This window comes from Rhizobium sp. BK602, assembly GCF_014195095.1.
In the GTDB taxonomy this organism is placed as follows: Bacteria; Pseudomonadota; Alphaproteobacteria; order Rhizobiales; family Rhizobiaceae; genus Rhizobium.
The window spans coordinates 196,144-219,039 of sequence record NZ_JACIBC010000006.1 but is presented as its reverse complement, the minus strand read 5'-3'; the positions used below and the strand labels follow the sequence as shown (position 1 = coordinate 219,039).

Here is a 22,896-nt window from a genome sequence, read left to right as displayed (position 1 = left end):
TCGAACAGACCCAAAACCATCCGGCTTTAGAGCATTTCCGCTTTTCTTCGAATCGCGAAAACGCTCCATCCCTTTGCTGTTACGCAATTGCGAACGGAAAACCGCTACCCACTTTTCCTGGAATTGCTCTAGGCGACGCCGATCCGCAGCAGATCGTGGAAATGCACGATGCCGACGGGCCGCTTGGTTTCGTCGACCACCATCAGTGCCGAGATATTGTAGCGGTTCAGCAAAGCCATCGCGCCGGTCGCCAGCGTCGTTTCCTTCACCGTCTTCGGGTTGCGCGTCATCACTTCGTCGACCCGCATCTCCGCAAGGCTGACGCCGAGGTTGCGGGCGATATCGCCATCGGTGATGATGCCGCAAAGGCAGCCCTCGTCATCGATCACGCCGACGCAGCCGAAACGCATTTGCGACAGGGTCATCGCCGCTTCCGGCATGCCGGTGCCGAGCTTGACCAGCGGGACACGATCGCCCTTGTGCATGATATCGACGACATGCGAAAGGCTGGCACCGAGCTTGCCGCCCGGATGGAAGGTGCGGAAATCCTCGGCGGTAAAACCCCGCCCTTCCAGCAGCGCCACCACAAGCGCATCGCCGATCGCAAGCTGCAGCAGCGTCGAGGTCGTCGGGGCCAGGCCGTGCGGGCAGGCTTCCTGTTCCTTGGGCAGCAACAGAACGACGTCGGATTCGCGCGCCAGCGTCGAGGTCTCGCCGGCGGTGATGGCGATCATCGGGATCGTGAAGCGGCGGGAATAGCTGATGATACCGCGCAGCTCGGCGCTTTCGCCGCCCCAGGAGATGGCGATGATCACGTCATCCTGCGTGATCATGCCGAGATCGCCGTGATTGGCCTCGACCGGATGCACGAAGAAGGCCGGCGTTCCCGTGGAGGCGAGCGAGGCGGCGAGCTTGTTGCCGATATGACCGCTCTTGCCGACACCGGTGATGATGACGCGGCCGGCGATGTCGCCGATGATGTCCACCGCGCGGCTGAAGGGCTCCGCCAGACCATCGCTCAGCGCCCGTTCCAGCGCCTCAAGCCCCTGTCTTTCGATCTCGATCGTCCGCATTGCGGATTCGATCGCGCCGTTCTCGATGAATTTCACTGCTCTCTTATTCATGAGGGAGGCCTAGCGCTTTTCTTTATTTCTGTCCACCGGAGATCGCTTCACGAGGCAGGACAGGAATGACCGCAAGGCGCGGATCAAGCCCTATCCGCCGATAGTCCTGGCAAGGAAACGTTAACCATGAGGTTTTACAATTGAGTAAGAATTTAAGGCATTTCCAGTAAGATCAGATATAGGCTCCAATGGACATCGGCAAAAACAAGGCGGGCGTGCGCCCCCTCCGGCTGACGGCATGCGCTGCATCCGCTCTGCTGGGCTGGGGTGCCTTCGCCATGCCTGCCAGCGTCCATGCGCAATCGCTCGAAACGAGCACAGCATCCGGTCAGACGATCTCCACCGACGCCGATACGACGGATCTTTCCGGCGCCACCGCCACGCCTTCGAAATCCAAAAAGAGCAAGGCCGCAAGCCAGAATGCGACGGATACGGACACGGCGCCAAACGCCCGGCTGCGGCTGGACGGCATCGATCCGACGACGACGGGCTCGACGCTCGACGACGACCTGCGCCGCGTCAACCTACGCGAAACCGGCGTCGACGATCTGAAAGCCCGGCAATATCCGGATCGCGGCGATGCGCAGGGCATATCTGTCGGCACGTTCACCCTGCGCCCGTCGATCAACCAGTCCGTCAATGTCGAGCGCAACCGCACCGGCTCCACCAATGACGACCGCAGCTTCCTGCAGACCGATCTGCGCAGCACGCTGACATCGGACTGGGACCGGCACGCGCTGACGGTTACCGGCGAAGGCGTCTGGCAGAAGAACCTGAGCGGCACCGGCGAGGAAAAGCCGACCGTCAATCTTAATGCCGACCTGCGCCTCGATCTGCCGGCCGACACCATCGCGCACCTGACGGCCGGCTATCAGTTCTACCGCGAGGACACCACCGACCCCAACGCCATTGCCGGTGCTTCGAAGCAATCGGCGGTCAATCAGTTCAGCACTGGTGCCTCGCTGGAGCGCGATTTCGGCCTGCTGCGCGGCACAACCGCTGTCGCCATGACCCGCTCCGTCTATTCCGATGCCGTGCTCTCCGACGGAACCAAGGTGACGCTCAGCGACCGCAACCAGACGGCCGCCACCTGGCGCGGCCGTATCGGCTACGAGCTGTCGCCGGCTCTGATCCCCTTCCTGGAGGCCGATCTCGGCCGCACCTTCTACGACGAGTCGCGCGACAGCAACGGCTATGCCCGCTCCAATCACAGCGTCGGCGGCAAGGCCGGTCTTGAAATCGATCTTGGGGAGAAAATGCGAGGCGAGCTCGGCTTCGGCTACCAGCACACGGAATTCGACGATTCCCGTCTGGCCGCCATCGATTCGCCGACCATCGACGGCAATTTCGCCTGGTCACCGCAGCGCGGCACCGATGTCAGCATCGGCCTTGCGACCACCGTCCAACCTTCGACGACGGCGGGCGAAAGCGGCTATACCGCCTACCAGCTCACCAGCACGCTGAGCCACGAGCTGCGCGACAATCTCACCGCCAAACTGACGGGTGGCACGATCTGGCGCGACTATCCCTCCAGCAGCGCATATGCCGACGAAACCGAATATGACGCCGCCCTCGGCTTCACCTGGGGCATCAACCGCTACCTCGATCTGACCAGCAATATCGGCTACCAGCTGACGTCGCGCAAAACCGGCGACGACACCCGCCAGATCCAGGCGGGCGTGGGATTGACGGCAAAGAGGTGATCCCTCACCCCGCATGAGCAGGATGAGGGAGTTTGACCGTTACTTCAGCGCCTCGACCAGCGCCTTGAATTCATTCTCGATGGTCGGGCGGATATCGGCGCGGGCAAGCGCGAAGGCGACGTTGGCGAGGATGAAACCATCCTTGGCGCCACAGTCGAACGTCTGGCCCTTGAAGTGATAACCGGCGAAATCCTGCTTCTGCGCCAGCTTCAGCATGCCGTCGGTCAACTGGATCTCATTGCCGGCGCCGCGCTCCTGGCTCTCGAGAATCTCGAAGATCTCCGGCTGCAGGATATAGCGGCCGTTGATGAAGAAGTTCGACGGCGCCGTGCCCTTGGCCGGCTTTTCCACCATCTCGGTGATGCGGAAACCGCTGCCGATCGTCTCGCCGACGCCGACAATGCCGTATTTGTGGGTCTGATCCGGAGCGCATTCCTCGACGGCAATAACGTTGCCGCCGCTGGTTTCATAGAGCTCGATCATGCCCTTCATGCAGCCCTTTTCAGCGCGCATCACCATGTCGGGCAGAAGCAGCGCGAAGGGCTCGTCGCCGACGATCTCGCGGGCGCACCAGACGGCGTGGCCGAGGCCGAGCGGCTCCTGCTGGCGCGTGAAGCTCGCCGTGCCGGCCTTCGGCAAGAGGCCGCTCAGCAGCGTCAGCTCGGCGTTCTTGTTGCGCTGGCGCAGCGTCTGCTCGAGTTCGAACTGGATGTCGAAATAGTCCTCGATGACGTGCTTGCTGCGCCCGGTCACGAAGACGAAATGCTCGATGCCCGCTTCCATCGCCTCGTCGACGACGTATTGGATCACCGGCTTGTCGACGACGGTCAGCATCTCCTTCGGCACCGCCTTGGTTGCCGGCAGGAAACGAGTCCCAAGTCCGGCGACCGGAAATACTGCCTTACGCACCTTTTTATGCTGTCCCACTCATACCTCCTGGGGAATTAAATCGCTTTGCGCCAAGCTGTTCGGAAGCTCAGTAGTATAGGTTTGCTACTGTTTTGCAAATGATGACTGACCCCGGCTTCCATGGTAAAGAATTTGTTGACTTCGTTCTTGTAGTGTCATGTTCAGGCGGATGCCGCGCGCATCGCCGCTCCGAAATCCAAGTATCTATGGACACGGCTGTAATGACCTCAAACCGCAAACTCTCCCTTCGTGGTCTCGCTCTGGCGCTTGCGCTCGGCGCCTTTGCGGGACTGGCTCCCGTTAACGCCAATGCGGACGCTGGGTTCCAAAAATGGATCGCGGGCTTCTACGCCACCGCGGCCAAGAGCGGCATTACGCAGTCGACCTATCGCAACGCATTTGCCGGCGTGACGGACCCAGACCCCACGGTCCTCGAAAAAGCGCAATATCAACCGGAGTTCAAATCCCAGATCTGGGATTACTTGGACTCCCGTGTCAATCCCTATACCGTCGATGTTGGCCGGAAGATGGCGGTCAAATACGCCTCCACATTGCGCTCGCTCGAGCAGCATTTCGGCGTGGACCGCAATATCATGCTGGCCATCTGGTCGATGGAATCGAATTACGGCGCGGTTCTCGCCAAGGATGAGAAGCTGCATTATGTTCCCCGCGCATTGGCGACGCTTGCCTATGCCGATCCCCGGCGCGCCGGCTACGCCAAGAAGCAGCTGATCGCCGCGCTGAAGATCCTGCAGAACGGCGACATATCGCGCAAGGAACTGACCGGTTCGTGGGCCGGCGCCATGGGCCACACACAGTTCATCCCGACCAGCTATCTTCTCTACGCCGTCGACGCCGACGGCAGCGGCCATGCCGATATCTGGAATTCCGTTCCCGATGCGCTGGCCACGACCGCCAATCTGCTGGCCAAGAACGGCTGGAACACCGGCCAGACCTGGGGCTACGAGGTCACCGTGCCGCCGGGCGGCGGCGCGCAGGCAGGCAAGACCCACACGCTCGCCCAATGGGCCGCCCTCGGCTTTGCCCGCCCGAACGGCAAGGGCTTCCGCACCGGCGCCGAGCGCGCGCAGCTGAAGATGCCGGGCGGACCGAACGGACCGGGCTTCCTGATGACCGGCAATTTCTTCACCATCAAGCGCTACAACGCCTCCGACAGCTACGCGATCGCCGTCGGCCTGCTCGCCGACCAGCTCGCCGGTTATGGCGGCATGCAGCAATCCTGGCCACGCCCGAGCGGCACGCTGGATGTCAAGCAGAAGTTCGAGCTGCAAACCCGCCTGAAGGAGCTCGGCTATTACGACGGCGTCGTCGATGGCAATTTCGGCTCCGGCTCCAAGGCCGCCATCGCCGCCGTTCAGCAGCGCATGGGCATGGATGCCGATGGCGAACCCTCGATGAGCCTGTTGAAGGCGCTGCGCAAATAAGCAGCCGCTTCGGCCATGAACCCCGGATGTGCTGGACGCGGACGCCGTCATCATGCGACCATAGGGCAGTGCGCGGAAAGAGCCCGATGAAAAACCGACCGACCGCCCTGATCATGGCCGCCCCGATCACGGCCGCTGCGAGAGCCGTTCTTGCGATGCTTCTCGCCGGTTGCCTGGTCGTTGCCGCCTTGTCGACCACGGCGGAGGCGCAGCAGCGGCCGCGCAAGACGCTGCTCGACATGCTGTTCGGCAATTCCGAACCGGATGTTTACGACGAACCCGCCGGACAGCCGGCGCCGCGTCGCGCGACGCCACCGCGCAAACGTCCCCCTCCGCCACCGCGCCAGGTGGAGGTACAGCCCGAAACACCACCGCCGGCGGAAAAAATGCCCGACGCCAAGACGATCCTCGTCGTCGGGGATTTCCTGGCAAGCGGCCTAGGCGACGGGCTGGAAAATGCCTTCTCCACGTCTCCGGGCGTCGTCGTTCAGACCCGCGGCACCGTCGCCTCCGGCCTCGTGCGCCAGGACTATTACAACTGGCCGCAGCAGCTGCCGACCATGCTGGATCAGATGAAGCCGGCCATGGTGGTCGTCATGATCGGCGCCAACGACCGCCAGCAGATCATTGGCGACGGCCTCAATGAAAAATACGGCACCGATCCCTGGTTCCTCGCCTATGAGGAGCGCGTGCAGCAATTCGTCAAGCTGGTGACGAGCCGCCATATCCCCCTGCTCTGGGTCGGCCTGCCATCCTTCGGCTCGGACCAGTTGACGGCAAGCGCGCTGAAGCTCAATCAGCTCTATCAGAGCCAGGTTACCAGCGTCGGCGGCGAGTTCATCGACATCTGGGACGGCTTCACCGATCAGAACGGCGAGTTCATCGTCACCGGCTCCGACATCAACGGCCAGCAGGTGCGGCTACGCACCGCCGACGGCGTTAACCTGACGGCCGCGGGCAAGCGCAAGGTGGCCTTCTATGTCGAAAAGCCGGCGCGCCGCCTGCTTGGCGACCAGGCAAGCCCCGATATCACCCGCCTGGACGGCGCCAATGCCCTGCCGGCCGAACAGGCCAACCTGCCGGCAACGGAGATGGAAAAGATCACTCGGACGCTGCCGATGAGCCTCTCCGATCCCAATCTCGACGGCGGCGCCCAGCTCCTCGGCGGCGCTCCCGCCCCGACACCCTCCACGCCCTCGCCGCGCGATCTCCTGGTCGAAAAGGGCCAGATGGCCCCGGCACCGACGGGACGCGTGGATGATTATCGGCTGCCGGGGACGGCGCGCTGAAGCTCACCCGTGAGAAACTCCGGATCGAGAGCACGACAACCGAGCGCTGCGTGCGTTTGGCGAATGCTGTTTGACAACTCGGAACATTGCCGCGAACCGATAAAAGCGAAAGCCGGGTTCGTTCGAACCCGGCCTTCAGATCATTGCCTGAAGATGCCAGACGGTCTTACCGCGGCAACACCGTCGAACCCATCAGGGCTTCGTCAATGGCGCGCGCGGCCTGACGGCCCTCGCGGATCGCCCAAACCACCAGCGACTGGCCACGGCGGACGTCGCCGGCGGTCCAGAACTTGTCGACCGAGCTCTTGTAGTCCTTGTCGTTGGCGACGACGTTGGTCGAGCCGCGCTTGTCGGTGTTGAGCGTCAGCTTGCCGTCCAGCTCCTTGAGAACACTGTCGGTGAAGGGGCCGCGGAAACCGATGGCGATGAAGGCGAGATCGGCGCGGATGATGAATTCCGTCCCGGCGATCGGCTTGCGGCGATCGTCGACTTCGCAGCACTTCACGCCGGTCAGCACGCCGTCTTCGCCAATGAATTCCAGCGTCGCGACCTGGAATTCGCGCACGGCACCCTCGGCCTGCGAGGAGGAGGTGCGCATCTTCGTCGCCCAGAACGGCCAGACGGCGAGCTTGTCTTCCTTCTCCGGCGGTTGCGGGCGGATGTCGAGCTGGGTCACCTTGACGGCGCCCTGGCGGAACGCCGTGCCGACGCAGTCGGACGCGGTATCGCCGCCACCGACGACGACGATATGCTTGCCGCCGGCCAGAATCGGATCGGACGGCCAGCCGACGCTGTCGATGTTTTCGCGGCCGACGCGGCGGTTCTGCTGCACCAGATAGGGCATGGCGTCGTGGACGCCCGCCAGTCCGGTGCCGGGAATGCCGGCCTCGCGCGGAGTTTCCGAGCCGCCGCAATAGAGAACGGCGTCATAATCGGCCAGAAGCTGCTCGACCTTGACGTCGACGCCGACATTGACGCCGCAATGGAAGGTCACGCCCTCGCCCTTCATCTGCTCGACGCGGCGGTCGATGAAGTTCTTCTCCATCTTGAAGTCCGGGATGCCATAGCGCAGCAGGCCGCCGGCCTTCGTCTCGCGCTCATAGACATGGACGTCATGTCCGGCGCGGCCGAGCTGCTGGGCCGCTGCCATGCCGGCCGGGCCGGAGCCGATGACGGCGACCTTCTTGCCGGTGTGGACGGTTGCCGGCTGCGGGCGGATGAAGCCGAGTTCATAGGCCTTGTCGGCGATCGCCTGCTCCACGGTCTTGATCGCGACCGGCGCATCCTCGAGGTTCAGCGTGCAGGCTTCCTCGCAGGGCGCGGGGCAGACGCGGCCGGTAAATTCCGGGAAGTTGTTGGTCGAATGCAGGTTGCGGATCGCCTCTTCCCAATTGTTGTTGTAGACGAGGTCGTTCCAGTCTGGGATCTGGTTGTGCACCGGGCAGCCGGTCGGGCCATGGCAATAGGGAATGCCACAGTCCATGCAGCGCGCGGCCTGTTTCTGCACTTCCGGGTCCGACATGGGTATCGTGAATTCGCGGAAATGCCGGATACGATCCGACGCCGGCTGATACTTCGCCACCTGCCGGTCGATTTCCAAGAAGCCTGTTACCTTGCCCATGCTTTCGTCCCTATTCATCAAATGCTGCTAACGCAGCCAGTTTTCTATCTTCAATCCCGGCACGCGGGAGAATTCACCTTCATTGTCCGTCACCAGCACCGCATCCAGCGCCAAAGCATGGGCAGCGATCCAAAGATCATTCGGACCAATTGGAGTACCTTTCCTTCTCAAATCCGCCCGCAGCCACCCGTAGTGGCGATAGGCTGAATTCTCCAAAGGCATCACCCTGATAGCCCGCAAGATCGCCTCCATATTCAGGCGTAGCCTTTCAGACCCTCTCGACTCCAAACCAAACTCGACTTCACCGGCAACAATGACACTCGTCACCACATCATCAACGCCGAGTTCAGCAATCTTTCGGCTAACGTCACCATGCGGATCACTAGAAAGACGCGAGAGCGTATTTGTGTCGAGCAGGTAAAACATTAGAAATTCACATCTCTCAACGGCGGCAGATCGTCGTCGTTGAGCTCTGGCATGCGATCTTCTGGCGGCAGCGGTTCCAACCCTGCCAAAACTTCCAGCAAAGTTCTGCGCTTCACCGGATGAACAATCAGATCGCCGTCTTCATCCATACGAATCTCAACTTGATCCGCATCGAATTCGAATTCCTTCGGAATCCTGATCGCTCGGCTCCGGCCATTGTTGAAAACTTGAGCAATCTTGGTGACCTGTGAGTGTTCGTTCATAGGCGCCTCCATTCTGTGATATGACACGTCATATCACAGAATTGCTCATATCCCAACTATTCCGCCGCCACGCTCATCCGGCTACGCTCCATCTCTTCCAGCGCACGACGGTACTCGACCGGCATGATCTTGCGGAATTTCGGGCGGTAGTCGGCCCAATGATCGAGGATTTCCTTGGCCCGCGTCGAACCGGTGTAGTGGAAATGGTTCGAAATGAGCTGATAGAGGCGTTCCTCATCATGGCGTGTCATGTCGTCGGAAACGTCGACGCGTCCCTTGTGCATGAGATCACCGCCATGGTGATGCAGCTTCTCCAGCAATTCGTCCTCTTCCGGAACCGGCTCCAGCTCGACCATCGCCATGTTGCAGCGGCGGGCGAAATCGCCCTTCTCGTCCAGCACGTAGGCGACGCCGCCCGACATGCCAGCCGCGAAGTTGCGGCCGGTTTCGCCGAGCACGACGACCACACCGCCGGTCATGTATTCGCAGCCATGGTCGCCCACGCCCTCGACGACCGCGACGGCGCCAGAGTTGCGCACGGCGAAGCGCTCGCCGGCGACACCACGGAAGTAGCATTCGCCTTCGGTCGCGCCATAGAGCACGGTGTTGCCGACGATGATCGAGTTTTCAGCCACGATCTTCGAATTCTCCGGCGGACGGACGATGATACGGCCGCCCGAAAGCCCCTTGCCGACATAGTCGTTGCCGTCACCGATCAGGTTGAAGGTGATGCCGCGCGCCAGGAAGGCGCCGAAGGACTGACCGGCGGTGCCCTTCAGGGTCACGCTGATCGTATCGTCCTTCAAGCCGCGATGACCGTAGCGCTTGGCAACCGCGCCCGACAGCATGGCGCCGGCGGAGCGGTCGACGTTCTTGATATCGACCTCGAAGGCGACCGGCGTCTTGCTGGCAAGCGCCGGCTCCGCCTTCTCGATCATCTTACGGTCGAGAATGTCGTCGATCGGATGCTTCTGCACAGTCGTCCAGTAGGTCTCTTCCTTCGGCGCATCGACCTTGTGGAAGATACGGCTGAAGTCGAGCCCCTTGGCCTTCCAGTGGGCGAGCATCTCATCCGCTTCCAGAAGCTCGGAAGCGCCGATGATGTCATCCAGCTTCGAGACGCCGAGCGAGGCGAGGATTTCGCGCACTTCCTGGGCCACGAAGAAGAAGTAGTTGATGACATGCTCCGGCGTGCCCTTGAAGCGCTTGCGCAGGACCGGATCCTGGGTGGCGACGCCAACCGGACAGGTGTTGAGATGGCACTTGCGCATCATGATGCAGCCGGCCGCGATCAGCGGCGCGGTGGCGAAGCCGAACTCGTCGGCGCCGAGCAGCGCGCCGATGATGACGTCACGCCCGGTCTTCAGACCGCCATCCACCTGCAGGGCGACGCGCGAGCGCAGTCCGTTCAGCACCAGCGTCTGCTGGGTCTCGGCCAGGCCGATTTCCCAAGGGCTGCCGGCATGCTTCAGCGAGGTGAGCGGCGAAGCGCCGGTGCCGCCATCGTAGCCGGCAACGGTGATATGGTCGGCGCGCGCCTTGGCGACGCCGGCGGCGACCGTGCCGACACCGACTTCCGAGACGAGCTTGACCGAGACATCCGAGGTCGGATTGACGTTCTTCAGGTCGAAGATGAGCTGCGCCAGATCTTCGATCGAGTAGATGTCATGGTGCGGCGGCGGCGAGATCAGCCCGACGCCCGGCGTCGAATGCCGGGTCTTGGCGACGGTTGCATCGACCTTGTGGCCGGGCAGCTGGCCGCCTTCGCCGGGCTTGGCACCCTGCGCAACCTTGATCTGCAGCACGTCGGCATTGACGAGATACTCGGTGGTCACGCCGAAGCGGCCGGAGGCGATCTGCTTGATGGCGGAGCGTTCCGGGTTCGGCGAACCGTCGAAGAGCGGCAGATAACGATCCGATTCCTCGCCGCCTTCGCCGGTGTTGGACTTGCCGCCCATCCGGTTCATGGCGATGGCGAGCGTCGTATGCGCCTCGCGGCTGATCGAGCCGAAGGACATGGCGCCCGTCGAGAAACGCTTGACGATATCGACGGCGGGCTCGACCTCGTCGACCGAGATCGGCTTGCGGCCCAGTGCTTCGGCACCCTTGATCTTGAACAGGCCACGGATGGTGTTCATCCGGAGCGCCGAATCGTTGACCATGTCCGCGAACTCGCGATAGCGGTCTTCGGCATTGCCGCGCACGGCATGCTGAAGCGCGGCCACGGCATCCGGCGTCCACGCATGGCTCTCGCCGCGCATGCGGTAGGCATATTCGCCACCGATGTCGAGCGTGCTTGCCAACAGCGGGTCACGGCCGAAGGCGGACTTGTGACGGGCGACGGTTTCTTCCGCGATGGTCTCGAGGCCGATGCCTTCGATCATCGTCGCCGTGCCGAAGAAATACTTGTCGACCAAGCCCTGCTGCAGGCCGACGGCATCGAAGATCTGCGCGCCGCAATAGGACTGGTAGGTCGAGATACCCATCTTCGACATGACCTTGAGGATGCCTTTGCCGACCGCCTTGATGTAGCGGTAGACGACTTCGCTGGCATCCACTTCCTTCGGGAATTCGCCGCGCTGATGCATGTCGAGCAGCGTGTCGAAGGCGAGGTAGGGGTTGATCGCCTCGGCGCCATAGCCGGCGAGCAGGCAGAAATGATGCACTTCCCGCGGCTCGCCGGTTTCGACGACGATACCGACCGAGGTGCGCAGCCCCTTGCGGATCAGATGATGGTGCACGGCCGCGGTCGCCAGCAGCGCCGGGATTGCAATGCGATCCGGCCCGATCTGGCGATCGGAAAGCACGATGATGTTGTAGCCGCCGCGAACGGCCGCTTCGGCCCGCTCGCAGAGACGGTCGAGCATCTCGGGCATGCCTTCGGCGCCACGCTCGACATCATAGGTGAAGTCGAGCGTCTTGGTGTCGAAGCGGTCCTCCGTATGACCAATCGAGCGGATCTTTTCCAGATCGCCGTTGGTCAGGATCGGCTGGCGCACTTCCAGACGCTTGGCATTGGCCATGCCGGTATGGTCGAGCAGGTTCGGGCGCGGGCCGATGAAGGAGACGAGGCTCATCACCAGCTCCTCGCGGATCGGATCGATCGGCGGGTTGGTCACCTGCGCGAAGTTCTGCTTGAAGTAGGTGTAGAGCAGCTTCGGCTTGTCGGACATGGCCGAGATCGGCGTATCCGTGCCCATGGAACCGATGGCTTCCTGCCCCGTCGTCGCCATCGGCGACATCAGGAGCTTGGTGTCTTCGAGCGTATAGCCGAAGGCCTGCTGGCGATCGAGCAGCGACACGTCGCGGCGCAGCGCGCGCGGCTCCACCGGCTTCAGGTCTTCCAGGATCAGCTGCGTGCGCTTCAGCCAGCTCTGATAGGGATGCTTGGTGGCAAGCTCGGACTTCACCTCGTCGTCGGAGATGATGCGGCCCTTTTCCATGTCGATCAGCAGCATCTTGCCCGGCTGCAGGCGCCACTTCTGGATGATCTTCTCTTCGTCGACCGGCAGAACGCCGGCTTCGGAAGCCATGATGATGCGATCGTCATTGGTGACGAGATAGCGGGCCGGACGCAGGCCGTTGCGGTCGAGCGTCGCGCCGATCTGCTTGCCATCGGTGAAGGCGACCGCGGCCGGGCCGTCCCACGGCTCCATCAGGGCGGCATGATACTCGTAAAATGCCTTGCGCTCGGCAGCCATCAGCTGGTTGCCGGCCCATGCCTCGGGAATGAGCATCATCATGGCATGCGCCATGGAATATCCACCGCGCACGAGGAATTCGAGCGCGTTGTCGAAACAGGCGGTATCCGACTGTCCCTCGTAGGAGATCGGCCAGAGCTTGGAGATGTCGTCGCCGAACAGCGGCGAGGACACCGAAGCCTGACGCGCCGCCATCCAGTTGACGTTGCCGCGCAGCGTGTTGATTTCACCGTTATGGGCGACCATGCGGTAGGGATGTGCCAGCTTCCAGGACGGGAAGGTGTTGGTCGAGAACCGCTGGTGCACGAGGGCGACCGCGGATTCGAAGCGCGGATCGGCCAGGTCCTTGTAATAGGCACCCACCTGATAGGCGAGGAACATGCCCTTATAGACGATGGTCGAGCTCGACAGCGACACAGGATAGAAGCTGCTTTCCTCGCCCTCATATTCCGCATAGATGCGGTTGGAGATCACCTTGCGCAGGGTGAACAGACGACGCTCGAACTCCTCGTTGGTTCCGGCATCCCGGCCGGCACCGATGAAGACCTGCACATGATGCGGCTCGGTGGCGGCGATATCCGGCGCCTTGGAGAGCGAGGAATTGTCGACCGGCACGTCGCGGAAGCCCAGCAGAACCTGGCCTTCCTCGGCAACGACCTGCGTGATGGCGGTCTTGAAATGCTCGATCAGCGCCTCGTCGCGCGGCAGGAAGAAATGGCCGACGCCGTATTCGCCTGCCTTCGGCAGGATAACGCCCTGCAGCGCCATTTCCTCACGGAAGAAGCGGTCCGGAATCTGCACGAGAATGCCGGCGCCATCGCCCATCAGCGGATCGGCACCGACGGCGCCGCGATGGGTCAGGTTCTCGAGAATGAACAGGCCATCGCGCACGATCTGGTGCGACTTCTGACCCTTCATATGCGCGACGAAGCCGACGCCGCAGGCGTCATGTTCGTTGCGCGGATCGTAGAGACCCTGCTTCGGCGGGATGCCGATCGATGTCAAACGATCGGCGCGTTTCGACGTTTTGGCCGCAGCGGCAGCATTGGCTGCAGCAGTCTGGTCAAAAGTCATGGACGTCGTCCTGTTCGTCATCGTCTTCCCTCCGGTAAGGCCCGCGGCGCGGGCGATCCTTTATCCCGCGCCGCTCCGTTACCCGGTCCGACGCGCGACAGCGCTGTTGCATTGTGAAGATCCGGTCGCAGACCTGGCCCTCGGTGGAGCCCGTCGTCAGCGTTCCGCGCCTTGCTATTCCACCGCCGCGGCACCCTGCCGCCTCGACGGCGTCGATTGGGTGCGCTCCCGGTGACTATAGCTCGAAATCCCGACATCGTCAGGACCCCAAGCGCATCTTCGGCCTCGGCGGCCAAAATAGGACAGCAACCCTGTCCTAATTCACCAGCTCTATGACAGAAAGCGCCCGGCTCCGCAAGAGCAAAACGGCAAAATTTCGTCAGTGCACGAAGCAAGATTGCCTATGTTGCATAATTGAAGCAAGAAAATTTCGCGGTGGCGCATTATTTTAATTGTTGATTGCGTCCATCAATTTCAGTGATGAATCCTTCGAGATAGCGCACTTGATAGGCGGCCATATTGGACTAATGTCCAGCGAACTTTGCCGATCCTCCCCATCCCGCAACTTCAATTGGTGCCTTTTCATGTTCTTTGCTTCCGACAACTGGGCCGGCGCCCATTCCAAGATCGCCGAACGCCTCCTCGCCGAATCCGGCGGTTTCGCTTCAGCCTATGGCACCAGCGATCTCGACAAACGCGTCGAAGCCAAATTCGCCGAGCTGTTTGAGCGCGAGGTCTCCGTCTTCTTCGTCGCGACCGGCACGGCCGCCAATTCGCTGTCGCTCGCCAGCGTCCAGAAACCGGGCGGCATCAGTTTCTGCCATGCCGAGGCGCATGTCGCCGAAGACGAATGCGGCGCACCGGATTTCTTCGGCGGCGCAAGGCTCGCGACCGTTGAGGGCGCGCTCGGCAAGATCGATCCGAAGGCGCTTGCCACCAAGGTCGCCCGCTTCCCGCAGGACGCCATCCATCATGGCCGTGCCGCCGCCGTGACCATTACCCAGGCGACCGAAGTCGGCACCGTCTATTCCCTGGCCGAGATCGACGCCATCGCCGCCATCAGCAAGGCGAACGGCCTGCCACTGCACATGGATGGCGCCCGTTTTGCCAATGCGCTGGTCGCGCTCGACGCCAGCCCGGCGGAGATGACCTGGAAGCGCGGCGTCGACATCCTCTCCTTCGGCGGCACGAAGAACGGCTGCTGGTGCGCCGAGGCGATCGTCTTCTTCAATCCCGAGCAGGCGAAGGAAATGCATTTCATCCGCAAGCGCGCCGCCCAGCTCTTCTCCAAGTCGCGCTTCATCGCCGCCCAGTTCGACGGCTATTTCGAAGACGGCCTCTGGCTCGATCTCGCCCGCCATTCCAACCGCATGGCCGACCGGCTGCGCGCCGGCATCGAACGGACGCCGGACGCACGCCTGGCTTGGCCGACCGCCTCGAACGAAGTCTTCGCCGTCATCTCCAAATCGGCGGCCAAAAGCGCCGAGGACAAGGGCGCGAAATTCTATGAATGGCCGATCCCGGAAGCGCGGCCGGACCTGGTCGGCGAGAACGAGGCGCTCATCCGCCTCGTCACCAGTTTCGCCACGACCGAGGAGGATGTCGCCGGCTTCCTGGCCTGCCTCGCTTGACGACAAAAAAAAGCGCCGGACTGGTTGCGGCCAGCCGGCGCTCAGTCAGGCGGACAAAAGTCTATTCTTGATTCCGATGCGCGAACATTGCGGAATTCGAGAGGTCGCGATCATCGGAGGCCGGAGCATGATGAACGATCACCGTCATTGCCATTACGCAGGCTACAAGTCCGGAAATGAAGATGGCACCATAGGTCATGGGGGCTGATATCCTCGTGCAGCTCGTCCAATGCCACTCACGATAGCAGCCAAAGCTGACTTCGACCTGAATCCGGCTCGGCAAACACGGAGATGCATAAGGCAAGAACGGAAGCCGGCGAAGAAATCCTAACGGTTTCCCAATCTTATCCTCCTGATCCAGCATGGCTTTCCGCATCGGTCCTGGCGCTGGCCTTCATCAGGCCGACCGCAGACCCCTAACCTTTGCAAGAATGTCCTCGGACAAGGCGCTAACCAGAAGTTGGTCCGCCCCCTTGCGCGGCACCAGCACGAATTCCACATCCTCCAGCGCCGGCAGCCAGCCCGGCCCGATTTCCGTGAGTCCCGCCGGCGCCATGCTGCGCGGCTGGACGAGAACGCCCATGCCGGCGCGGGCCGCCGCCGTCAGGCCGCTCAGGCTGCCGCAGGTGCAGACGATGCGCCACGGCACCTGCTGCCTCCGAAGCGCCTCCAGCGCCACGGCCCTCGTGACGCTCGGCGCGGGAAAGGCGATCAGCGGCAGAGGGCCGGCCATCGCCCGGATGCGCTCCGGGTCGCGCGCCAGCCAGACCAGCGGTTCGCGATAGACCAGCCTTCCCCTGATGTCGCCGAGACGACGCTTGGCGAGCACGAGGTCGAGATCGCCATTGTCCTGCATCTCGTAGAGCGTGCCGCTGAGGGCGACCGTCAGCTCGAGATCGACGGAAGGATGCGAGCGGACGAACTCCTCCAGCACATCCGGCAGCTGGCTGGTGACGAAATCCTCGGAGACGCCGAGCCGCAGATTGCCGCGCAGGCTGTTGCCGGCGAAAAGCTGCTGCACCTCGCCCTCGATGGACAGCATCTGCCGGGCATGGCCGAGCAGCGCCTCTCCATCGCCGGTCAGGACCACCCGATGCGTATCGCGCGCCAGCAGCTTGCGGCCAAGTGTGGTCTCCAGCCGCTGGATATGCTGGCTGACCGTGGATTGACCAAGCCCGAGGCGCTCGGCCGCCAGCGTGAAACTTCCCATCTGCGCCACGCCGACGAAGCTGCGCAATTGCGTAAGGTCGAGCATCCGGGTCATCCCATATCATGATAACTGTTATTCCTTGCATCGTGGATCGCGATAGGTCTATGTGCAAGGGAAAAGATGTAGCCCGAAATTGCGATTGGATTTGCGCGATGCGCCGCTTTCTCCCCGATACCTTCACCATGCTGCTCGTGCTCACGGTCCTGACGGCATCCTTCTTTCCCGTCCAGGGGGCGAGCGCCCACTATTTCAGTATCGCCACCAATTTCGCCATCGGCCTGCTGTTCTTCCTGCATGGCGCCCGCCTGTCGCGCGATGTCGTCATCGCCGGCCTGCTGCACTGGCGCCTGCATCTGGTCATTCTGCTGACAACCTTCGGCATCTTCCCGCTGCTGGCGCTCGGCATGGGGCAGATCGTGCCGACCAGCATTCTGCCGACGGCGCTCTATACCGGCATTCTCTTCCTCAGCGTCCTGCCCTCGACGGTGCAGTCGTCGATCGCCTTCACCTCGATTGCCGGCGGCAACGTGCCGGCGGCGATCTGCGCCGCTTCGGCCTCCAACATCTTCGGCATGTTCCTGACGCCGCTGCTCGTCGGCGTGCTCTTTTCGGTCGGCGGCCAGGGTGGTTTTTCCTGGGACGTGCTGGAACAGATCATGCTGCAGCTGCTGGCACCCTTCATCGCCGGTCAGTTGCTGCAGCCCTGGATCGGCAGCTGGATACGCTCGAAGAAGCAGATCCTCATGCCGGTCGATCGCGGCTCGATCCTGATGGTGGTCTATTCGGCCTTCAGCGAAGCCGTCGTCGAGGGACTGTGGCACACTTTCTCGGTCGCCGACATCGCCACCGTCATCGTCGCCAATATCGTGCTTCTGGCGCTGGTGCTCTCCATCACCATGTTCGGCAGCCGCGCGCTCGGTTTCTCCAAGGCCGACGAGATCACCATCACCTTCTGCGGCTCGAAGAAGTCGCTGGCAAGCGGCGTGCCGATGGCCAACGTCATCTTCGCCGGCCAGGGGATCGGTGCCATCGTCCTGCCGCTGATGCTGTTCCATCAGGTCCAGCTGATGACCTGCGCCTTCCTCGCCCAGAAATATGCGGATGCTGCCAAGAAGCGCGAGGCCGCCAAGGCCGAAACCGAGGCAAGAGAGGCGACGAACGCCGCCTGATCGTCGGCGTGCCGGATCGCGACATAAAAAAGCGGCGCCCGATGGGACGCCGCTTCTTTTTTGATCTTGGGAGGATCATGGCATGCCGGACTTGAGCCCGTCAGCCTGGGCATGACGGCTTCAATCCGTCAGCCTGGGCATGAGGACTTTCGTCCATCCGCCTGGGCATGGCGGTCGGAGACCGCCCGCCATTCTTAGTTGACGTGAGCCTCGATGGACTTCGGCGTATCGACCGGCTCGGCCGCGATGGAGATGCGGCGGGGCTTCATGGCTTCCGGAATGCTGCGCAGCAGGTCGATGTGCAGCAGACCATTCTTCAGCGAAGCAGCCTGGACCTCGACATGGTCGGCGAGCTGGAAGCGGCGCTCGAAAGCGCGCTTGGCGATGCCGCGATAGAGATATTCGCTGGCTTCAGCCGGCTCTTCGCTCTTTTCACCCTTGACCTGGAGAACATGGGCATGAGCCTCGATGCTCAGTTCCTTTTCGTCGAAACCGGCAACGGCCATGGTGATGCGATAGGTGTTCTCACCGGTGCGCTCGATATTGTAGGGCGGATAGGTCTGGCCCTGATCCGGCTGCGCAAGGCTGTCGAGCATGGTGAAGAGACGGTCGTAACCGACGGTGGAGCGATAAAGGGGAGAGAAGTCTACGTGACGCATGGTGTCCTCCTGTGAGCGACGATTGCGATTTGGTTTGCCCCACGGCCCCGCTCTGGGCGGCCTCGGGACGGTTTGACGGGCCCGTTTGGCACCCGCGGAAAAGAGATGGGGATCGATTTTCCGGAGTTCAAGACCCCGGTCGCATCTGCCGGAACCGACGGAAAAAACCGGCTGAACCCCAGATGAACACCCGGTTCGGCACCCGTTCAGGCTGGCCGGACTATCAATGGAACCGTCGGATGCATCCATTGTCCGATGACTGAAGTATATCGTCCCTTCTTCTTCAGTCCCTGCTCGGCCGGCTCCGCGGATCTCTCTATCTCCGCAAGCCGGCCTTTTTTTCGCGTCGGCGGTCGTGCTGGCCTGCAGCGCGTCGCACTCGCAAAACCGCTGCACAGTTTTGCGCAACGTGCTTTAGCGCAGGAGCTTCAGCGAACCGGTCAGCGACCGCACCCATTTCGACGGACCGGCAAAACCCAGCCCATCGATCGCTTCCGACGACAGATCCCGGCTCGGAAAGGTCGCCTCGTAATCGGCATAGTCGTGCAGCGCGCGCGCAAAGGCCGGAAACGGCACCACCACCCGCTCGCCGTCCTGCGGCAGGGCCTTGAGCATGAGCGAGCGGATCGTGTCGGCATCGGCCTGAAGGATCGGAACCGGAAGGTTCGAGCTGATATCGATGGCGCGGCTGTCGCGGTCGGCAAGCTGCCGGGCACCCAAACCGGGAAAACGCGCTCCGAGGCCGATCGCAATGGCGCCGGCCGTGTTGGCGATCAGGCCGAGCGGCAGATCGGGATTGACGACGATGGCGAGACGGATATCCGGGAGCATATGACGACCTGCGGCGTTGATGACATTTTCCCGGAAAATATATCGACCCGGATGGATTATCTTGCCTTTCATTGCCTGATATTTTTCAATTATGGTAGAGTCTACCCAATAGTATCCATAGATAGGTAAATCATGCCTCTTCAGCTCGAGCCGACCGACATCCGTATCCTGACGGCGCTGCAGAAGGATGGCAGGCTGACGAATCAGGCGCTCGCATCCGAGGTCGGCCTTTCGACATCGCCATGCTGGCGGCGAGTGCGGCAACTGGAGGATACAGGCGTCATCCAAAGCTATACGGCGGTCCTCGACCGGCGGGAAATCGGCCTCGGCGTCCTCGCCTTCATCCGGGTCAAGATCGACAGCCACAGCGAGGCGGAAGCGGAGGAATTTTCCCGCGACGTCCTGAAGCTGAGCGAGGTCGTCGCCTGCTACAGCATCGCGGGAGACGCGGATTTCCTGCTGCAGGTCGTCGCCGCCGATCTCGACAGCTACGCCGATTTCGCCATGGCGGTGGTGCGCCGCCTGCCGCGCATCAAGGAGATGCAGACGACATTCGTGCTGAAGGAAATCAAGCCTTTCAAGGGGTTTCCGCTTGGTGTCGGGCAGCGATAGCAGCCGAAGACATGGAATGCCGAGTGCAGCAGGACAGCCATCGATCACGCCTTCCACCGGTCAAGACCCGGCTGCGGTGTCTGTCCGGCGAGCCCTTTACGTTTGGTTCGAGACCATCCTATTCTAGGCCATCCTATTCTAGGTAAGTGGCGGCCCACCCGGGGTATTGAATGTCGGCGCTCTCTTTCTCGAAGATTTCCGCATCGCTGAATGCGGTGCTCGCTGCAATCGGCCTCGTGACGGTCGCTGCGCTGACGACGCCCGATATGACCGGACAGACCAGGCTCGTCCTGGAGGCTCTGCTTGCCGGCATCTGGACTGCCTATAGTCTGCAGTTGATCGAAACGCTGACCATGCAGCGAACGAGAGACGTCCAAGGCAGGACATTGGAAATCGCAGTCGACGTGCTTGCCGTCTTGGTCCCCCTGGCCGCATTCTTTTTCGCGCGCGGGCGCGACCAAAGCCTCTATTGCGCCATCTGGCTGCTGAAGCCGCTGCGCGGCTCGACCTTCTTCCGGCTGCTCGGCAGGGTTCTGACCAAGGAAGCGCGGAACCTGATCGGCGTCACCTCGATCTTCGGCATCGTTCTCTTCGGCGCAGCGCTCGCAGCCTATATCATCGAGCGCGACGTCCAGCCTGACAAGTTCGGCAGCATCCCGCTCGCAATGTGGTGGGCGGTGGTCACGCTGTCGACGACAGGCTATGGCGACGAGATCCCGCAAAGTTTCGCCGGCCGCATTCTTGCCGGGCTGGTCATGATGAGCGGAATCGGCATTTTTGCGCTGTGGGCAGGCATCCTCGCTACCGGCTTCTACGAAGAGGTTCGCCGCCAGGACTTCGTGCGCAATTGGCAGCTGGTTGCAGCGGTGCCGCTGTTCCAGAAACTCGGTTCGGGCGCACTCATCGAGATCGTCAGAGCGCTGCGACCGCGCATCGTACCGGCCGGCGGCATAATCTGCCGCAAGGGCGAGACCGGCGACCAGATGTACTTCATCGTCGAGGGCCGCGTCAGCGTCGCCACGCCAAACCCCGTGGAGCTCGGCTCCGGCAGCTTCTTCGGCGAGATGGCGCTGATCAGCGGCGAACCCCGCTCGGCAACCGTCAGCGCCGCGACCGAGGTCTCGCTACTGTCGCTCTATTCCTCGGATTTCCAGATGCTGTCGAGCAGCAGCCCGGAGATCGCCGACATCATCCGCAAAACCGCGCTTGAACGACGCGGCACGACACCGAAGGGCTGACGGAGGCAACGGTCCAATCAGCGCCGTAATGGGAATATCTTCGATGCTGGCGGCCGAAGAATTGCCACGACCGATGGCCCAGCCCCTCCATTGATCCTTTCCGACCCTTCCATGGCGTGTTGACGGTGACATAAGCGATATGGCAGCGTCGCCTGTATTGGGCGTCGTCTCATCATTTGATAGCGTTTGTTCTAACCTTAGCTTGGCACGGCTCGATGCATCCCAGACTGCTCAAGACATTCCTCGCGGTCGCCCGGAACCGGAATTTCACCCGCGCAGCCGAAGCGGTCCATCTCGCGCAATCGAGCGTCAGCGATCAGATCCAGTCGCTCGAAACCGAGCTAGGCACCGAGCTCTTTATCCGGTCGAGATCGGGCCTGGAGCTGACCGCGGCCGGCGAAGCATTGAGACCCTATGCCGAAGAAATCCTGACGATGGCGGATGAGGCGCGCGCTGCCGTCGAAGCGGTCTCGGGGATCACGGCCGGGACAGTGACGATCGGCGCGCTGGAGACCGTTGCCTCCATGAGGCTTCCGCAATGGCTGTCGGCGTTTCGCAGCGATCATCCCGACATCGATCTACGACTTAAAGTCGCCGGCAGCGGCAATCTGCTGCGGAAGCTCGAAGACGGCGAAATCGATGTCGCCTTCTGCTTCGACAAGGACGGTCTCGACAAGCGCCTGGCAAAGCGGACAATATCGGCGGAGCCGTTGATTGTCATTACGCCTCCCGAGACGGAATCCACGTCGAAAAGCGGCGATTTAGCGAGCCTTGCCTCCATGAGCTTCGTGACGACGGAAGTCGGCTGCGTCTATCGACACCTGTTCGACAAGGCATTCGAGGACGCAGGCATAGCGGCACCGAAGCTCGCTGCGGAAGTCGGCAGCATCGGCACGATTGCGCGTCTCGTGGCAGTCGGTGCGGGCGCGAGCCTGGTTCCGCGCCTTGCCGTGGTCGATGCGCTCGATCATGGCGAAATCAGCGAGATGCCCTGGCCAGGCCCGACGCAGACAGCATCGCTTGTGATGATTTGGCGGCGCAGGCGCATTCAGCCGCCAGCCCTGAAACTGTTGCTGGCGGCCGCGCGCGACAGTTTCGTGCCGGCTAAATCAGCCGATGCCCACCCTCGACATGCAGTATCGTCCCCGTTGTGAAGCCATTGCCCATCAGAAAGCCGATAGCGTCGGCGATGTCTTCCGGTTGCCCCACTCGCCCGACCGGCAGTCGTTTTGCCATGGCGCTCAATGTCTCGTCCTTCTTGTCGCCGGCAACGAAGGTCCAGATGGGCGTATCGACCCAGCCTGGCGAAACCGCATTCACACGGATTGGCGCCAGCTCGACGGCGAGCGCGCGGACCAATCCCTCCAGTCCTGCATTGACCGCGGCAACGACCGATCCCCGCGCCGATGGACGATAGGCTGCGATCCCGGACGTGAAGGTGATGGAACCGGAAGGGGAGAGTGCGGGTGCGCCATATTTGGCGAGCAATAGCGGTCCGTAGAATTTGCTTTCCACGACCTTTTGCGCTGCCCTGAGATCCAGCGCAGGCAGCAGCTCGTAGGCACCTTCGATATCGGCGGCCGTGCTCACGATATGATCGAGCCGACCGACCTGCCCAAAGAGATCGGCGACCTGGCTCTCTTGCGTGATATCGACCGCGACCGCGGAAAGCGCCGGACTTTGGAGTTCCGTACCGATGCGCTGGAGTTTGTCCTCGTTCCGTCCGACGATGATGACCTCGGCGCCAACGGCGAGCGAGCGCTTCGCCAGCGCCAGACCCATTCCTGAGCTGCCGCCGACAATAAGAATTCTTGAATTCGTAATTTCAGCAATTGCCATGTCTTTCATTCCCACAGGTGTGACGTCGGCTGAGAATTCGCAGAGAGCGGCAAAGAGGGGAAACGGAGAAAAACGATAGTGTCATCGGAAACGCCGATGGACGGATATCGCGGCCAACAAACCAGTTGCAATTCCCCCCGCCTGCGCTATCC

Annotated in this window: 18 protein-coding genes; 8 read left to right on the top strand and 10 right to left on the bottom strand. The window is 62.1% G+C overall.

What is annotated here, in order from left to right; translation table 11 throughout:
• Positions 1–128 precede the first annotated feature (128 nt).
• Positions 129–1,124, bottom strand: a complete 996-nt coding sequence (locus FHX11_RS20150) for a KpsF/GutQ family sugar-phosphate isomerase (RefSeq protein WP_184359871.1) — start codon at positions 1,122–1,124, stop codon at positions 129–131.
• 188 nt (positions 1,125–1,312) lie between these two features.
• Here FHX11_RS20150 and FHX11_RS20145 point away from each other — a divergent pair, with 188 nt between their 5' ends.
• Positions 1,313–2,827: an outer membrane beta-barrel protein gene (locus FHX11_RS20145; protein ID WP_184359869.1), complete on the top strand. Its 1,515-nt coding sequence runs from the start codon at positions 1,313–1,315 to the stop codon at positions 2,825–2,827.
• A gap of 39 nt (positions 2,828–2,866) precedes the next feature.
• Here the strand turns inward: FHX11_RS20145 and galU are convergent, their stop codons facing one another.
• A complete protein-coding gene (gene galU / locus FHX11_RS20140) occupies positions 2,867–3,754 on the bottom strand; it encodes a UTP--glucose-1-phosphate uridylyltransferase GalU (protein WP_184359867.1) in 888 nt (295 codons plus the stop codon).
• A gap of 203 nt (positions 3,755–3,957) precedes the next feature.
• Here galU and FHX11_RS20135 point away from each other — a divergent pair, with 203 nt between their 5' ends.
• Complete coding sequence (locus FHX11_RS20135) at positions 3,958–5,181, top strand: lytic murein transglycosylase (RefSeq protein ID WP_184359865.1); 1,224 nt, start codon at positions 3,958–3,960, stop codon at positions 5,179–5,181.
• A 155-nt stretch (positions 5,182–5,336) separates the two neighbouring features.
• Positions 5,337–6,470: a DUF459 domain-containing protein gene (locus FHX11_RS20130; protein WP_246781102.1), complete on the top strand. Its 1,134-nt coding sequence runs from the start codon at positions 5,337–5,339 to the stop codon at positions 6,468–6,470.
• A 166-nt stretch (positions 6,471–6,636) separates the two neighbouring features.
• On the opposite strand, the gene FHX11_RS20125 is transcribed toward FHX11_RS20130, so the two are convergent.
• Genes FHX11_RS20125 through gltB form a run of 4 tightly spaced genes read right to left on the bottom strand, consistent with a single transcriptional unit; the run spans position 6,637 to position 13,576 of the window.
• Positions 6,637–8,091, bottom strand: a complete 1,455-nt coding sequence (locus FHX11_RS20125) for a glutamate synthase subunit beta (protein ID WP_184359861.1) — start codon at positions 8,089–8,091, stop codon at positions 6,637–6,639.
• A 27-nt stretch (positions 8,092–8,118) separates the two neighbouring features.
• Complete coding sequence (locus tag FHX11_RS20120; RefSeq protein ID WP_184359859.1) at positions 8,119–8,517, bottom strand: type II toxin-antitoxin system VapC family toxin; 399 nt, start codon at positions 8,515–8,517, stop codon at positions 8,119–8,121.
• The gene (locus FHX11_RS20115; protein ID WP_246781094.1) at positions 8,517–8,780 is read right to left on the bottom strand and encodes an AbrB/MazE/SpoVT family DNA-binding domain-containing protein; all 264 of its coding nucleotides are present in this window, start codon (positions 8,778–8,780) and stop codon (positions 8,517–8,519) included. Before FHX11_RS20115 ends, FHX11_RS20120 begins: the two co-directional genes overlap by 1 nt.
• 56 nt (positions 8,781–8,836) lie before the next feature.
• Entirely contained in the window at positions 8,837–13,576 is a 4,740-nt protein-coding gene (gene gltB / locus FHX11_RS20110) for a glutamate synthase large subunit (RefSeq protein WP_184359857.1), read from the bottom strand.
• Between the two features lie 563 nt (positions 13,577–14,139).
• Between gltB and FHX11_RS20105 the strand changes: the two genes are divergently transcribed.
• Positions 14,140–15,186: a low specificity L-threonine aldolase gene (locus FHX11_RS20105; RefSeq protein WP_184359855.1), complete on the top strand. Its 1,047-nt coding sequence runs from the start codon at positions 14,140–14,142 to the stop codon at positions 15,184–15,186.
• A gap of 397 nt (positions 15,187–15,583) precedes the next feature.
• Here the strand turns inward: FHX11_RS20105 and FHX11_RS20100 are convergent, their stop codons facing one another.
• On the bottom strand, positions 15,584–16,441 hold the full coding sequence (locus FHX11_RS20100; protein WP_184359853.1) for a LysR family transcriptional regulator: 858 nt from the start codon (positions 16,439–16,441) through the stop codon (positions 15,584–15,586).
• Positions 16,442–16,548: 107 nt separating this feature from the next.
• Here FHX11_RS20100 and FHX11_RS20095 point away from each other — a divergent pair, with 107 nt between their 5' ends.
• Positions 16,549–17,565, top strand: coding sequence for a bile acid:sodium symporter family protein (locus tag FHX11_RS20095; protein ID WP_184359851.1), 1,017 nt, complete (start codon positions 16,549–16,551; stop codon positions 17,563–17,565).
• Positions 17,566–17,759: 194 nt separating this feature from the next.
• Here FHX11_RS20095 and FHX11_RS20090 read toward each other — a convergent pair whose 3' ends face one another.
• Entirely contained in the window at positions 17,760–18,224 is a 465-nt protein-coding gene (locus FHX11_RS20090; protein ID WP_184359849.1) for an Hsp20 family protein, read from the bottom strand.
• Positions 18,225–18,638: 414 nt separating this feature from the next.
• Complete coding sequence (locus FHX11_RS20085; protein ID WP_184359847.1) at positions 18,639–19,055, bottom strand: DUF2000 domain-containing protein; 417 nt, start codon at positions 19,053–19,055, stop codon at positions 18,639–18,641.
• A 132-nt stretch (positions 19,056–19,187) separates the two neighbouring features.
• Between FHX11_RS20085 and FHX11_RS20080 the strand changes: the two genes are divergently transcribed.
• The 3 genes from FHX11_RS20080 (at position 19,188) to FHX11_RS20070 (ending at position 22,059) form a co-directional block, all read left to right on the top strand.
• A complete protein-coding gene (locus tag FHX11_RS20080) occupies positions 19,188–19,667 on the top strand; it encodes an Lrp/AsnC family transcriptional regulator (RefSeq protein WP_184359845.1) in 480 nt (159 codons plus the stop codon).
• A gap of 170 nt (positions 19,668–19,837) precedes the next feature.
• Positions 19,838–20,905: a cyclic nucleotide-gated ion channel gene (locus FHX11_RS20075; RefSeq protein WP_184359843.1), complete on the top strand. Its 1,068-nt coding sequence runs from the start codon at positions 19,838–19,840 to the stop codon at positions 20,903–20,905.
• A 215-nt stretch (positions 20,906–21,120) separates the two neighbouring features.
• Positions 21,121–22,059, top strand: coding sequence for a LysR family transcriptional regulator (locus FHX11_RS20070; protein ID WP_184359841.1), 939 nt, complete (start codon positions 21,121–21,123; stop codon positions 22,057–22,059).
• Here FHX11_RS20070 and FHX11_RS20065 read toward each other — a convergent pair.
• Positions 22,010–22,744, bottom strand: a complete 735-nt coding sequence (locus FHX11_RS20065; protein WP_184359839.1) for an SDR family oxidoreductase — start codon at positions 22,742–22,744, stop codon at positions 22,010–22,012. The genes FHX11_RS20070 and FHX11_RS20065 overlap by 50 nt on opposite strands.
• Positions 22,745–22,896 lie beyond the last annotated feature (152 nt).

What these genes read in the sequence shown, in the direction of transcription:
- FHX11_RS20150 (WP_184359871.1), bottom strand. Translation starts at nt 1,124, where the DNA reads ATGAATAAGAGAGCAGTGAAATTCATCGAGAACGGCGCGATCGAATCC.
- FHX11_RS20145 (WP_184359869.1), top strand. Translation starts at nt 1,313, where the DNA reads ATGGACATCGGCAAAAACAAGGCGGGCGTGCGCCCCCTCCGGCTGACG.
- FHX11_RS20135 (WP_184359865.1), top strand. Translation starts at nt 3,958, where the DNA reads ATGACCTCAAACCGCAAACTCTCCCTTCGTGGTCTCGCTCTGGCGCTT.
- FHX11_RS20130 (WP_246781102.1), top strand. Translation starts at nt 5,337, where the DNA reads ATGCTTCTCGCCGGTTGCCTGGTCGTTGCCGCCTTGTCGACCACGGCG.
- FHX11_RS20125 (WP_184359861.1), bottom strand. Translation starts at nt 8,091, where the DNA reads ATGGGCAAGGTAACAGGCTTCTTGGAAATCGACCGGCAGGTGGCGAAG.
- FHX11_RS20120 (WP_184359859.1), bottom strand. Translation starts at nt 8,517, where the DNA reads ATGTTTTACCTGCTCGACACAAATACGCTCTCGCGTCTTTCTAGTGAT.
- FHX11_RS20115 (WP_246781094.1), bottom strand. Translation starts at nt 8,780, where the DNA reads ATGAACGAACACTCACAGGTCACCAAGATTGCTCAAGTTTTCAACAAT.
- gltB (WP_184359857.1), bottom strand. Translation starts at nt 13,576, where the DNA reads ATGACGAACAGGACGACGTCCATGACTTTTGACCAGACTGCTGCAGCC.
- FHX11_RS20105 (WP_184359855.1), top strand. Translation starts at nt 14,140, where the DNA reads ATGTTCTTTGCTTCCGACAACTGGGCCGGCGCCCATTCCAAGATCGCC.
- FHX11_RS20100 (WP_184359853.1), bottom strand. Translation starts at nt 16,441, where the DNA reads ATGCTCGACCTTACGCAATTGCGCAGCTTCGTCGGCGTGGCGCAGATG.
- FHX11_RS20095 (WP_184359851.1), top strand. Translation starts at nt 16,549, where the DNA reads ATGCGCCGCTTTCTCCCCGATACCTTCACCATGCTGCTCGTGCTCACG.
- FHX11_RS20090 (WP_184359849.1), bottom strand. Translation starts at nt 18,224, where the DNA reads ATGCGTCACGTAGACTTCTCTCCCCTTTATCGCTCCACCGTCGGTTAC.
- FHX11_RS20085 (WP_184359847.1), bottom strand. Translation starts at nt 19,055, where the DNA reads ATGCTCCCGGATATCCGTCTCGCCATCGTCGTCAATCCCGATCTGCCG.
- FHX11_RS20080 (WP_184359845.1), top strand. Translation starts at nt 19,188, where the DNA reads ATGCCTCTTCAGCTCGAGCCGACCGACATCCGTATCCTGACGGCGCTG.
- FHX11_RS20075 (WP_184359843.1), top strand. Translation starts at nt 19,838, where the DNA reads ATGTCGGCGCTCTCTTTCTCGAAGATTTCCGCATCGCTGAATGCGGTG.
- FHX11_RS20070 (WP_184359841.1), top strand. Translation starts at nt 21,121, where the DNA reads ATGCATCCCAGACTGCTCAAGACATTCCTCGCGGTCGCCCGGAACCGG.
- FHX11_RS20065 (WP_184359839.1), bottom strand. Translation starts at nt 22,744, where the DNA reads ATGGCAATTGCTGAAATTACGAATTCAAGAATTCTTATTGTCGGCGGC.